Genomic DNA, 12,111 nt, shown 5'->3' with positions numbered 1-12,111 from the left:
ACAATCACCATGATGAAGGGTGGCATGGCGGGCCTGATGAAGCAGGCCCAACAGATGCAGGAAAAAATGCAGAAAATGCAGGAAGAGCTGGCCAATGCCGAAGTTACCGGCCAGTCCGGTGCGGGCCTGGTGAGTGTGGTGATGACCGGTCGTCATGACGTCAAGCGTGTTTCCCTGGATGACAGCCTGATGCAGGAGGACAAGGAAATCCTCGAGGACCTGATTGCCGCTGCGGTGAACGATGCCGTGCGCAAGATCGAGCAGAACAACCAGGAAAAGATGGCTGGCATGACTGCTGGTCTCCAACTTCCCCCCGGCTTCAAAATGCCTTTTTGAGTGAGTGATGCCCGGCCAGTACGCGTTGCTGCGTTGCGAGTGGCTCCGGGCACCCTCATTCACAGACGTAAACTCCGGTGCCCGTGGCTGCTTGCGCCATGCACTGCATGCTGTCTGGTCGCCCGCGGCCGATAGTCGTGGAGCGGCACCGGAGTCTCCCCCATCTGCATTCTTCATCCCGAGACGCTCATGAGCTTCAGCCCGCTGATCCGCCAACTGATCGACGCCTTGCGCATCCTGCCCGGTGTGGGCCAGAAGACTGCTCAGCGCATGGCGCTGCAGATGCTCGAGCGTGATCGCAGTGGTGGCCTGCGCCTGGCCCAGGCGCTGACGGCGGCCATGGAGGGCGTGGGGCATTGCAGGCAGTGCCGCACCCTGAGCGAGGAAGAGCTCTGCCCGCAATGCGCTGATCCGCGCCGCGATGATTCGCTGCTCTGCGTGGTGGAAGGCCCGCTGGACGTGTTCGCCGTGGAGCAGACCGGCTATCGCGGTCGTTTCTTCGTCCTCAAGGGGCATCTGTCTCCCCTTGATGGCCTCGGTCCGGAGGCCATCGGTATTCCTGAACTGATGGCGCGTATCGAGGCCGGTCAGTTCGCCGAGGTGATCCTCGCCACCAACCCGACGGTGGAGGGCGAAGCCACTGCCCACTACATCGCCCAATTGCTGGCGTCCCGGACCATCACCGTCTCGCGCATCGCCCATGGCGTGCCGCTGGGTGGTGAGCTGGAACTCGTGGACGGCGGCACCCTGGCCCATGCATTGGCAGGACGGCGCCCCATCGGGCTTTGAGCGAAAGGCGGCAAGGCTGATACGGCCTTGTCGATGGCAAAAGTCTCGCCTTGAAAACCAAGCAAGCGCTCGGTAAGTTCGTTCGATCTTACCGGGGAGTCTTGCCATGTCTGCCTACCAGGAATACTTCGACGAATCCCATCAATTGGTCCGCGATTCGGTGCGTCGCTTCGTCGAGCGGGAAATCCTGCCCTACATCGCCGAATGGGAGGAGGCTGAAGAGTTTCCCCGCGAGCTCTACCTCAAGGCCGGCGCCGCCGGCATTCTCGGTATCGGTTATCCAGAGCAGTTCGGCGGTAGCCATGAGGGTGACCTGTTCGCCAAGGTCGCGGCCAGCGAAGAGCTCATGCGCAGTGGTTCTGGTGGCCTGGTGGCCGGGCTGGGCTCCCTGGACATCGGCCTGCCGCCGGTCATCAAGTGGGGGCGCAATGAGCTGCGCGAGCGTGTCGTGCCGCAGGTGCTGTCCGGCGAGAAAATCATGGCGCTCGCGGTCACCGAGCCGTCTGGCGGCTCGGATGTGGCGAACCTCAGGACCCGGGCTGTGCGTGAAGGCGATTTCTATCGCGTGAGCGGCAGCAAGACCTTCATCACCAGCGGCGTGCGCGCGGACTACTACACGGTGGCGGTGCGCACCGGCGGCGAGGGCTTCGGCGGGGTGAGCCTGTTGCTGGTGGAGAAAGGAACGCCGGGTTTCACCGTGGGGCGCAAGCTGAAGAAAATGGGTTGGTGGGCCTCGGATACCGCCGAGCTGTTCTTCGATGACTGCAGGGTGCCGGTGGAGAACCTGATTGGCATGGAGAACATGGGTTTCGCCTGCATCATGGCCAACTTCCAGAGTGAACGTCTGGCGCTGGCCATCATGGCCAATATGACGGCGCAGCTAGCCTTGGATGAATCGCTGAACTGGGCTCGCGAACGCGAAGCCTTCGGCAAGCCCATCGGCCGTTTCCAGGTGCTGCGCCACCGGCTGGCGGAAATGGCCACCCAACTGGAGGTATCCCGCGAGTTCACTTATCGCCAGGCGGCGAAAATGGCGGCCGGCAAGAGCGTGATCAGGGAAATCTCCATGGCCAAGAACTTCGCCACCGACATCGCCGACCGGCTGACCTACGACGCCGTGCAGATGCTCGGCGGCATGGGCTACATGCGCGAGAGCCTGGTGGAGCGCTTGTACCGTGACAACCGCATCCTCTCCATTGGTGGCGGTACACGGGAGATCATGAATGAGATCATCGCCAAGCAGATGAACCTTTGAATCGGGCCGGAACTTCCGAACGGGAGTTCCGGTTTTCTTTCGTCGATATATATTATGATCGACATTCAATTTGTTCTTGCGATCCAGGAGATGACCCCGATGAGCGATCTGTCCCGCGAAGAGAAACTTCAAGTCTGGCTGGCCGCAGAGGCCGAAATCCGTGCCCGACTGAAGCCCGGCACCATGAGCATCGCGGACGTGGCCATGCTCAGTCCCCTGGAGTTCTTCGATGGCATCGGCAGGGGCGACGTGCCGGCGCCGCCCATCGGCGAGTTGATGGGCTTCGTGCCGATCGAATGGTCGAAGGAACGCTTCGTCTTCCAGGGCGTGCCGCAGATGCAGCACTACAATCCGATCGGGTCAGTGCATGGGGGGTACGCAGCGACGCTGCTGGATTCGTGCATGGGTTGCGCGATCCACGCCAACCTGGAGAAAGGGCAGGGCTATACCACCACCGACCTGCGCATCAGTTACATCCGTGCCCTGACCACCAAGACCGGACCGGTGCGCGCGGAGGGCCGGATCATTCACGTGGGCCGTTCCACCGCTCTCGCCGAAGGGCGGATCTACGACGTGGACGGCAAGCTCTATGCCACAGGTTCCACCACCTGCCTGATCCTGGGTAGCAAGTAGCTGCCGGTCTGCGAGGACCTGTAGAAGCGAATTCATTCGCCAAGCAGGCCAAAGGCCTGCCCCGACAGGCGCGGAAAATCGACGGACAAAAAGAAGGGGGCACGCTTGTGGCGTGCCCCCATTGCCGTCAGTGAATGACAGCCAACCGTCGAAGAGAAGTGGACGAATTCGCCCGGTAAGGCGGTTCGCCTGGAGGTCGGGCCTCCGGTGCTGCGACCGTCGCCCGCCTTGTGGGCGAGCGCCGGGTGGAGCCATGCCACGCCCGGAGGCGCGGCGGGGTCAGCCGATGGTCATCAGGCTGGCGTTGCCGCCGGCGGCGGCGGTGTTGACGCTGATGGCACGCTCGATCAGCAGGCGCTCCAGCGGGATCGCGGTCTCGCCCCTGGACAGGCCCTGTACGCCGATGATCGGCCCCTTGCGGGATGCGACCTGCTGGCACACAGCGCCCAGCTGGTCGGAGTCGCCGTGGTGCAGGACGGCATCGAAGGCGGCGTCGGACTGGCTCCAGTCCGCCACCAGCTGGATGCGTGCCTGGACAGCCTTCGGCAGGGCGCCGCGCAGCTTGCCGGTCAGCTCGCTGGTAGCCCAGAGCGCGCTGCTGCCTACGGCGAGGGTGGCGGCCAGTTGGGTCAGCAGGTCGGCTTCGTCGTCGGCAAGGCAGAGTACGGTTTCGCGCGGCAGCAGCACGTAGGTATTGCGTTCACCGGTCGGGCCGGGGAGCACGCGGCTCAGGCCACTCTGGGACTGCACGGCAAAGCTGTCGCACAGGCTGGCCAGGTGGTCCTTGCCATTCTTGGTCGCCCAGGCCTTGAGGGCTTCCAGCGGCTTGCCCTGGCGTTCCTGCAGGGCGGTGCGCTGCTGGCTGTCCGCAACCATCGAACCGTCCAGGCGCTGGAAGGTACGGGCAACGCCGTCGGCAGGGCGGGTGGCCAGCAGGCGGTACATGTACAGCGGGCCGCCGGCCTTCGGACCGGTGCCGGACAGGCCTTCGCCACCGAAGGGCTGCACGCCGACCACGGCGCCAACCATGTTGCGGTTGACGTAGAGGTTGCCGGCATGGGCCTTGTCCACCACCTTGGCGATGGTTTCGTCGATGCGGGTGTGCACGCCCAGGGTCAGGCCGTAGCCGGTGGCGTTGATCTGGTCGAGCAGCGCGTCCATGTCCTCGCGCTTGTAGCGCAGCAGGTGCAGGACAGGGCCGAAGATCTCGCGTTCCAGGTCCGCCAGGCTGTCCAGTTCGATCAGGGTCGGCATCACGAAGGTGCCGCGCTGCATCACATCACCCTCGGTGCGGGCGATCTGGAACACGCTGCGGCCTTTGCTGCGCATGGCCTGGATGTGCTTGTCGATGTTGGCCTTGGCTTCGGCGTCGATCACCGGGCCGATGTCCACGTTCAGGTGCTCCGGGTTGCCGATACGGCACTCGGTCATGGCGCCCTTGAGCATTTCCACCACGCGGTCAGCCACGTCTTCCTGAACGCAGAGTACGCGCAGGGCGGAGCAACGCTGGCCGGCGCTGTCGAAAGCGGAAGCGATCACGTCGGTCACCACCTGCTCGGCCAGGGCGGAGGAGTCGACGATCATCGCGTTCTGGCCGCCGGTTTCGGCGATCAGCGGGATCGGGCGACCCTGCGCGTCCAGGCGGCCTGCGACGTTGCGGGCAAGGATGCCGGCCACTTCGGTGGAGCCGGTGAACATCACGCCCTTCACGCGCTCATCGCTCACCAGTGCGGCGCCCACGGTGTGGCCGAGGCCCGGCAACAGCTGCACGACGCCTTCCGGAACACCGGCCTGGAGCAGGATGCGGACGGCCTGGGCGGCGATCAGAGGAGTCTGCTCGGCGGGCTTGGCCAGTACGGTGTTGCCGGCCGCGAGGGCTGCGGCCACCTGGCCGGTGAAAATCGCCAGGGGGAAGTTCCACGGGCTGATGCACACCACCGGGCCCAGCGGGCGGTGGGTGTCGTTGGCGAAGTCGTGGCGGGCCTGGGCGGCGTAGTAGCGCAGGAAGTCCACGGCCTCGCGCACTTCGGCGATGGCGTTGTTGAAGGTCTTGCCGGCTTCGCGGACGAGGATGCCCATCAGCGGCTGCATCTCGGCTTCCATCAGGTCGGCGGCGCGATCCAGGGCGGCGGCGCGCTCTACCGGCGGAGTGGATTGCCAGATCGGCGCGGCGGTGATGGAGGCCAGCACGGCGTTGCCGACGTCAGCGGTGGTCGCGTTCTGCACATGGCCGACCACGTCGCGGTGATCCGCCGGGTTCAGCACGGGCTCGCTTGCGCCTTCGCTGGCCGGGCAGCCGAGCATCGGCTGGGCGCGCCAGTCGGCGTGGCCGGAGCTCAGCAGGGCGCTGGACAGCGACGCCAGGCGGTGTTCGTTGGCCATGTCGATGCCGCTGGAGTTGACGCGGGCATCGCCATACAGGGCCTTGGGCTGCGGGATGCGCGGATGCGGCAGGCCGAGGGAGCCTTCGACGCTGGCCATGGCTTCGGCACTGGCGACCGGGTCTTCCACCAGTTCCTTGATGGAGATGCTGTGGTCGGCGATACGGTTGACGAAGCTGGTGTTGGCGCCGTTTTCCAGCAGGCGACGGACCAGGTAGGCCAGCAGGGTTTCATGGGTGCCGACCGGTGCGTAGATACGGCATGGACGGTTCAGCTTGCCGTCGGCGACCTTGCCCACCACTTGCTCGTACAGGGGCTCGCCCATGCCGTGCAGGCACTGGAATTCGTACTGGCCCGGGTAGTAGTTCTGGCCGGCGATCTGGTAGATGGCCGACAGGGTGTGGGCATTGTGGGTGGCGAACTGCGGGTAGATCGCATCCGGTACGCCCAGCAGCTTGCGGGCGCAGGCGATGTAGGAAATGTCGGTGTAGACCTTGCGGCTGTAGACCGGGAAGCCTTCCAGGCCGTCGACCTGGGCGCGCTTGATCTCGCTGTCCCAGTAGGCGCCTTTCACCAGTCGGATCATCAGGCGATGGTTACTGCGGCGGGCGAGGTCGATCACGTAGTCGATCACGTACGGGCAGCGCTTCTGGTAGGCCTGGATGACGAAACCGACACCGTTCCAGCCTTTCAGGGACGGCTCGAAGCAGAGGCGTTCGAGCATGTCGAGGGAGATTTCCAGGCGGTCGGCTTCTTCGGCGTCGATGTTCAGGCCGATGTCGTACTGCTTGGCCAGCAGGGTCAGGGACAGCAGGCGCGGGTACAGCTCGCCCATCATGCGCTCATATTGGGCGCGGCTGTAGCGCGGGTGCAGGGCGGAGAGCTTGATGGAGATGCCCGGACCTTCATAGATGCCACGGCCGTGGGAGGCCTTGCCGATGGCGTGGATCGCCTGCTCGTACGAGGCGTAGTAGCGCTGGGCGTCTTCCTCGGTCAGCGCGGCTTCGCCGAGCATGTCGTAGGAGTAGCGGAAGCCCTTGGCTTCGAAACTGGTGGCGTTGGCCAGGGCTTCGGCGATGGTCTCACCGGTGACGAACTGCTCGCCCATCAGGCGCATGGCCATGTCCACGCCTTTGCGGATCACGGGCTCGCCACTCTTGCCGATGATGCGGTTCAGCGCAGAAGACAGGCCGGCTTCGTTGTGGGTGGATACCAGCTTGCCGGTAATCAGCAGGCCCCAGGAGGCGGCGTTGACGAACATCGACGGGCTCTGGCCCAGGTGCTGTTGCCAATTGCCGGTGCTGATCTTGTCGCGGATCAGGGCGTCACGGGTACCCTTGTCCGGGATGCGCAGCAGGGCTTCGGCCAGGCACATCAGCGCCACGCCTTCCTGGGACGACAGGGAGAACTCCTGCAACAGGCCCTGGACGATGCCGGCGCGGCCGCTGGCGCTCTTCTGGTTGCGCAGCTTCTCGGCGATGCCGTAGGCCAGCTTGTAGGCGGCGTCGGCCATTTCGGCGGGCAGGCGGGCCTGCTCCAGCAGCATCGGAACGGCTTCCTGCTCGGGGCGACGGTAGGCGGCGGTAATGGCCGCGCGCAGTACGGATTGCGGCAGGATGCTTTCGGCGAATTCGAGGAACGGCTGGTGAGCGGACTCGGGCAGGGCTTCGAGGGCGTCGTGGTCACCTTCGGCCAGGCGCTGGGCGATGCCCTGGAGCTCAGGCAGGGTCATGCCGCTTTCCAGTGCTTCGAGGTAGCTGAAGATCGCTTGCTTGATCAGCCAATGCGGGGTGCGCTCGATCCTGCGCGCAGCTTCCTTCAGACGGTCGCGGGTTGCCTCGTCCAGTTTCACGCCAAGGGTGGTGCTCGTAGCCATTTCTTGTCCTCTTATCAGCCGTGTCCGCACGGCAATAGCGGCGCAAAGAGTAGCGATGTCCTACAAGGGGTGCAACCGGGTGCAACCAAAGCTCGTCGGTCTGGCGGCAATCTCCGGATGAAAGGTCGCCTGGATGGCATGGAAGGGTTGCACCTTGCTCGTGCAGGCGCCCCGTTTCATGGGCGCCAGGCAAGATATGGCCGATTGGAAGGGAAGGGGTGCAACCCAGGTGCAGCCGGCTTCTGACCTACCTGGAAAGCATAGGCGGCCCCCGCTAGCTGCCGGGGGAGCCGACGAATGGTGCGGGTGTCAGGCCTTGGCGGCCTTTGCAGCTTCCACCTGGGCCAGCAGGGTCTGGCGGGCGCTGTCGAGGATGCGGTCGGACAGTTCCTCGCTGGCTACGCTGCGCGCCAGGGTCAGGGCGCCTACCAGGGTGGAAAGCATGGTCAGGGCCTGTTCGGAACTGCCGACTTCCTTCTCGACCAGTGCCAGCAGGTTGTTCAGCACGCTGTCCGTGATGGGGCTGGCATTGCCGCGCTGGCCCAGTTCCGCCGCCATGGTGGGCAGCGGGCACCCCTGCTCGGGATGGGCGCGGTGCTGCGCAGAGAGGTAGCGCTCGAAGAAGGTCGTCAGCGGCTGCTCCTTGGCGAAAGCCTTGACCCACTGGGCGTTGGCATCATTCGCCGCAGCCTGGAGGGCCTCTTCCACCAGAGCATCCTTGGATTTGAAGTGTGCATAGAAGCCGCCGTGGGTCAGGCCCAGCGCCTTCATCAGCGGTTGCAGGCCGGTGGCATCGATGCCATCGGCACGGAATCGGCGAGATGCTTCGGCGACGATGCGTTTGTGTGTCTCGGCTTTGTGGTCTTCGGGGTAGCGCATATCGGTCGCCTCGTTCGCAAGATTGATATGGCGATTGTAATTCACATCCCGTGTTGCGTGAGCGGGAAATGACCACGACGCCGAATGGGGTCGTGGTCGTCCGGTCAGGCGCGCTCCAGGAGAGTGGCCACGCCCTGGCCACCGCCGATGCACTGGGTGGCGATCGCATAACGGCCGCCAGTGCGTTTGAGCAGGCTGGCGGCCTTGCCGGTGATGCGCGCGCCGGTGGCACCCAGTGGGTGACCGATGGCCATGGCGCCGCCGTCCAGGTTCACCTTCGCCGGATCGAGATCCAGCTCGCGGATGCAGGCCAGGGCCTGGCTGGCGAAGGCTTCGTTGATCTCGAACAGGTCGATGTCATTGACTTGCAGGCCGGCGCGTTGCAGCAACTTGCGGGTAGCGTAGAGCGGTCCCATGCCCATGATTTCCGGCGGGCAACCGACCACGGCCACGGACTTGATCCGCGCCAGGACGTCCAGGTTCCAGCGCCTGGCGAAGTCCTCGGTGCAAACGAATACTGCGGCGGCGCCATCGGTCAGGGGGGAGGCGGTTCCCGCCGTGACACTGCCGCCGAAGGCCGGCTTCAACTGTGCCAGGGCTTGCGCATTGGTATCGGGCCGGATGCAGCCATCTTCATTCACCTGACCGTCCGGGGTGTCCACGGCGATGATTTCGTTCTGCAGCAGGCCTTGTGTCCGCGCCCCAGTGGCCTTGCGGTGGGACTCCACAGCCATGGCTTCCTGATCGGCGCGGGAAATGTCATAGCGGCCGGCGACTACTTCGGCTGTGTGTCCCATGGCCATGTAGGCCTGCGGATAGCCGTTCACCAGCTTCGGGTTGGGGGAAATATTGAAGCCGCCCATGGGTACGCGGGTCATGGATTCCACGCCACCGCAGATGAAGGCTTCGCCCGCGCCCAGCTGGATCTGGCCGGCGGCGAAGTGGATGGCGCTCATGGAGGAGCCGCAGAAGCGGTTCACCGTGGCGCCGGCCACGGTTTCCGGCAGGCCGGCGAGGAATCCGGTGATGCGCGCCAGGTTCATGCCTTGCTCGGCTTCCGGGTAGGCGCAACCCAGGATCAGGTCCTCGATCTGCAGAGGATCGATATCCAGACGATTCATCAGCCCCTTCACTACCTGGGCGGCAAGGTCATCCGGGCGGAGGTTGATCAGGCCGCCTTTCTTGGCGAAGTGGAAGGGCGAGCGGGCGTAACCGGCGATAACGATTGATTGCATGGCGGGCTCCTGGGCTTAGGGGAGTGGCCTGGATGGTTTGAATGATATGCGTAATTCCATTGGTCGTACATGATGGTCGTCATACAAAATCGCTATAAGGTTTCCGGGTCAGCCTGCAGTCTGGAATCGTTCGGCTTTCTCAGTAATGAAGTTGCGCTGGGGCTATCGGCACAGAGCGGGCTCCGGCGAATGCCGGGGCTCTTCTCAGGCCAGCGCCAGGGCCAGGTCGGCCAATACACAGGTGAGGATTGCACGGAAACCGGTCAGGGCGTTCTGCATTGTTCTTCTCCTGGTGGTTTGTATCGCTCAGGTGTTGCCTCGCGGGGCGCTGCCTCAGCAGCCTAGTCGAGTCGGACGGGTTCTGCTGGGGAGCGGAGCAGCGTGGATGTCGGGGCGAAGTGATTCACCAGAGCGGATCTATCGCCCCCCCGGTGCTCCAGGGGCTGGCCCCTTGAGTCGCCTTGGTTAAGCCGATATCTTGAGTCGCCTAATCATTAGTCTGCTACCAAGCCCTTTCCCCGCAGACGACCCGGATCCCTGATGAGCTCCCAAAGTCCCCTGTCGCAACGCGTGGACCAGCCGCTGAAAGGCATCGTTCTGGTTTGCCTGGCTACGTTCCTGTTCTCCAGCCACGACGCGATCTCCAAGTACCTCTCGGCCTTTTATCCCATCGTGATGGTGGTCTGGGTGCGCTACCTGGTGCACACCCTGCTGATGGCGGGCTTCCTGCTGCCGCGTGAGGGTATGCGGGTACTGCGCACCAGGCGACCGTTGCTGCAGGTGGCGCGGGCGCTTTGCCTGATCGGGGTGAGCCTGCTGTTCACCACAGGCCTGCGGCATATCCCGTTGGCCGAGGCGACCTCGGTGATCTTCCTGGCGCCGCTGCTGGTCACCACGCTTTCGGTGCCGCTGCTGAAGGAGCGGGTGTCCCCTGGACAGTGGGGAGCGGTACTGGTGGGCTTTGCCGGAGTGCTGCTGGTCGTGCGGCCGGGGAGTGCGCTATTCACGCCGGCGATTCTCTATCCCCTGGCGGCTGCAGTCTGCTTCGCCTTCTACCAGTTGCTGACCCGCATCCTGGCCCGGACCGACAGCTCGGCCACCAGCAACTTCATCACCGGCCTGACCAACACACTGATCATGAGCGCCCTGGTGCCGTTCTTCTGGCACTTGCCGGATACCCTCGGCCACAGCCTGCTGATGCTGGCGCTGGGCACCTGCGGCATGGGCGGGCACATGCTGCTGACCCAGGCGTTCCGCCACGCCTCGCCGCCACTGCTGGCACCCTTCGGCTATGGGCAGATCGTCTTCGCCGGTCTGCTCGGGCTGCTGTTGTTCAACCACGCGCCCGACCAGATCGGCCTGCTCGGCATCGCCATCATCGTCGGCAGCGGGCTGTTCATGGCATACGCGCAAAAGCGCTAGGCGCTCTCCACCTGGCGCGAGTCCACGTAGTCCTTCAGCCACCTGAGTACCTGCACCGGTTCCCAGCGGGCCGGGTCGAACAGGGCATAGGCCTGACCCTGATAGCCCACCACGTCCAGTTGGCGGTGATAGCCGGCGCGCTGGAACAGGGCCTCGATCTCGGCCAGGCAGGTATTGAAATGCAGGCGGCCGAAGGGGGTCTTGCCATCGGTCACCAGGCCTTCCAGGCGTAGTTCTTCCACCGCTTCGCGGACCTCTTCCGGAGCCATGCGGCTGACGGTGTACTTCAACTGGCGCACATCCAGCATCTGGGCGTCCTCGGGTGGATTCAGTGCAGCTGCCGGCCGGCGAGCAGGGGCTGCACCTGGCCGCGGGGCGGGAAGGGCAGCGGCAGCTGGTAGGGCAACGGAATGTTCGACGGAACAGGTTGTTCGGGCATCGGCAAGCGGATCGGGGCTGATACAGGCATAGGACTTTTCCTGGATTACTGTATATTTATACAGATAACAGTTGCCGCGGTCCGATGGCAACCAAACCAAAGGAAAAATCTGTTGTCAGTCATTTCCCCCTGACGCAGTTCCCGGGAACACGAATCCTGATGATCCGCTCTATCCTGCTGTTTTGCCTGTTGTTTTCCGCTGCCACGGAAGCCGCCGCTCCCCGCACGTTCAACGAAGCCAAGAAGGTTGCGTGGAAGCTCTACGCCACCCACCCGGTGGAGTTCTATTGTGGCTGCCGCTACCAGGGCAACCGGGTGGATTTGAAGAGCTGTGGTTATGTCCCGAGGAAGGCGCCGCAGCGGGCCAAGCGCATCGAGTGGGAGCACATCGTGCCGGCCTGGGTGATCGGCCATCAGCGCCAGTGCTGGCAGAAAGGGGGGCGCAAGAATTGCGCAGAGAACGACACCACCTATCAGCGCGCCGAGGCGGATCTGCATAACCTGGTGCCGAGCATCGGCGAGGTGAATGGCGACCGCAGCAACTACAGCTTCGCCTGGCTTCCACAGAAGCCCAGCCAGTACGGCGCCTGCCCCATGGTGGTGGACTTCAAGGCGCGCAAGGCGATGCCCCGCCAGCAGATTCGCGGAATGATCGCGCGCACCTACTTCTACATGAGCGATCGTTACGGCCTGAAAATCTCCAGCCAGGACCGCAAACTCTATAACGCGTGGAACCGCCAGTACCCGGTGGAAGCCTGGGAGCGCAATCGCAACCAACGCGTTGCCTGCGTGATGGGCTACGGCAATCCGTTCGTGGGCAAGGTGGATATGGAAGTCTGCCCGCGATAGTGGCAACAGCTTTCGCG

11 protein-coding genes are annotated in these 12,111 nt (G+C 64.2%); 6 read left to right on the top strand and 5 right to left on the bottom strand.

The window, feature by feature from the left end; translation table 11 throughout:
• Positions 1–9 precede the first annotated feature (9 nt).
• From FXN65_RS18890 to FXN65_RS18875, 4 genes are all read left to right on the top strand, one after another.
• Positions 10–336, top strand: coding sequence for a YbaB/EbfC family nucleoid-associated protein (locus FXN65_RS18890; RefSeq protein WP_151135246.1), 327 nt, complete (start codon positions 10–12; stop codon positions 334–336).
• Positions 337–525: 189 nt separating this feature from the next.
• Positions 526–1,125: a recombination mediator RecR gene (recR, locus tag FXN65_RS18885; protein ID WP_151135244.1), complete on the top strand. Its 600-nt coding sequence runs from the start codon at positions 526–528 to the stop codon at positions 1,123–1,125.
• A gap of 106 nt (positions 1,126–1,231) precedes the next feature.
• Positions 1,232–2,380: an acyl-CoA dehydrogenase family protein gene (locus FXN65_RS18880; RefSeq protein WP_151135242.1), complete on the top strand. Its 1,149-nt coding sequence runs from the start codon at positions 1,232–1,234 to the stop codon at positions 2,378–2,380.
• Positions 2,381–2,479: 99 nt separating this feature from the next.
• On the top strand, positions 2,480–3,013 hold the full coding sequence (locus FXN65_RS18875; protein WP_151135240.1) for a PaaI family thioesterase: 534 nt from the start codon (positions 2,480–2,482) through the stop codon (positions 3,011–3,013).
• A gap of 279 nt (positions 3,014–3,292) precedes the next feature.
• Here the strand turns inward: FXN65_RS18875 and putA are convergent, their stop codons facing one another.
• From putA to FXN65_RS18860, 3 genes are all read right to left on the bottom strand, one after another.
• A complete protein-coding gene (gene putA / locus FXN65_RS18870; protein WP_151135238.1) occupies positions 3,293–7,270 on the bottom strand; it encodes a trifunctional transcriptional regulator/proline dehydrogenase/L-glutamate gamma-semialdehyde dehydrogenase in 3,978 nt (1,325 codons plus the stop codon).
• Between the two features lie 309 nt (positions 7,271–7,579).
• Positions 7,580–8,149 carry a TetR/AcrR family transcriptional regulator gene (locus FXN65_RS18865; protein WP_151135236.1) on the bottom strand — a complete coding sequence of 190 codons (570 nt, stop codon included), beginning with the start codon at positions 8,147–8,149 and terminating at the stop codon, positions 7,580–7,582.
• Positions 8,150–8,253: 104 nt separating this feature from the next.
• Positions 8,254–9,384, bottom strand: coding sequence for a thiolase family protein (locus FXN65_RS18860; protein ID WP_151135234.1), 1,131 nt, complete (start codon positions 9,382–9,384; stop codon positions 8,254–8,256).
• 540 nt (positions 9,385–9,924) lie between these two features.
• Between FXN65_RS18860 and FXN65_RS18855 the strand changes: the two genes are divergently transcribed.
• Positions 9,925–10,806: a DMT family transporter gene (locus FXN65_RS18855; protein WP_151135232.1), complete on the top strand. Its 882-nt coding sequence runs from the start codon at positions 9,925–9,927 to the stop codon at positions 10,804–10,806.
• Here FXN65_RS18855 and FXN65_RS18850 read toward each other — a convergent pair.
• Entirely contained in the window at positions 10,803–11,114 is a 312-nt protein-coding gene (locus FXN65_RS18850) for a transcriptional regulator (RefSeq protein WP_151135230.1), read from the bottom strand. The two genes, FXN65_RS18855 and FXN65_RS18850, sit on opposite strands and share 4 nt — an antisense overlap.
• 20 nt (positions 11,115–11,134) lie before the next feature.
• Positions 11,135–11,275 (bottom strand): hypothetical protein, encoded by a 141-nt coding sequence (locus FXN65_RS27995; RefSeq protein WP_178119363.1) that lies wholly within the window; start codon positions 11,273–11,275, stop codon positions 11,135–11,137.
• A 129-nt stretch (positions 11,276–11,404) separates the two neighbouring features.
• Here FXN65_RS27995 and FXN65_RS18845 point away from each other — a divergent pair, with 129 nt between their 5' ends.
• On the top strand, positions 11,405–12,094 hold the full coding sequence (locus FXN65_RS18845; RefSeq protein WP_151135228.1) for an endonuclease: 690 nt from the start codon (positions 11,405–11,407) through the stop codon (positions 12,092–12,094).
• Positions 12,095–12,111: the final 17 nt, after the last annotated feature.

It is taken from the genome of Pseudomonas lalkuanensis, assembly GCF_008807375.1.
Taxonomy (GTDB): Bacteria; Pseudomonadota; Gammaproteobacteria; order Pseudomonadales; family Pseudomonadaceae; genus Metapseudomonas; species Metapseudomonas lalkuanensis.
This window is presented reverse-complemented; position numbering and strand designations above follow the sequence as displayed.

What these genes read in the sequence shown, in the direction of transcription:
- FXN65_RS18890 (WP_151135246.1), top strand. Translation starts at nt 10, where the DNA reads ATGATGAAGGGTGGCATGGCGGGCCTGATGAAGCAGGCCCAACAGATG.
- recR (WP_151135244.1), top strand. Translation starts at nt 526, where the DNA reads ATGAGCTTCAGCCCGCTGATCCGCCAACTGATCGACGCCTTGCGCATC.
- FXN65_RS18880 (WP_151135242.1), top strand. Translation starts at nt 1,232, where the DNA reads ATGTCTGCCTACCAGGAATACTTCGACGAATCCCATCAATTGGTCCGC.
- FXN65_RS18875 (WP_151135240.1), top strand. Translation starts at nt 2,480, where the DNA reads ATGAGCGATCTGTCCCGCGAAGAGAAACTTCAAGTCTGGCTGGCCGCA.
- putA (WP_151135238.1), bottom strand. Translation starts at nt 7,270, where the DNA reads ATGGCTACGAGCACCACCCTTGGCGTGAAACTGGACGAGGCAACCCGC.
- FXN65_RS18865 (WP_151135236.1), bottom strand. Translation starts at nt 8,149, where the DNA reads ATGCGCTACCCCGAAGACCACAAAGCCGAGACACACAAACGCATCGTC.
- FXN65_RS18860 (WP_151135234.1), bottom strand. Translation starts at nt 9,384, where the DNA reads ATGCAATCAATCGTTATCGCCGGTTACGCCCGCTCGCCCTTCCACTTC.
- FXN65_RS18855 (WP_151135232.1), top strand. Translation starts at nt 9,925, where the DNA reads ATGAGCTCCCAAAGTCCCCTGTCGCAACGCGTGGACCAGCCGCTGAAA.
- FXN65_RS18850 (WP_151135230.1), bottom strand. Translation starts at nt 11,114, where the DNA reads ATGCTGGATGTGCGCCAGTTGAAGTACACCGTCAGCCGCATGGCTCCG.
- FXN65_RS27995 (WP_178119363.1), bottom strand. Translation starts at nt 11,275, where the DNA reads ATGCCTGTATCAGCCCCGATCCGCTTGCCGATGCCCGAACAACCTGTT.
- FXN65_RS18845 (WP_151135228.1), top strand. Translation starts at nt 11,405, where the DNA reads ATGATCCGCTCTATCCTGCTGTTTTGCCTGTTGTTTTCCGCTGCCACG.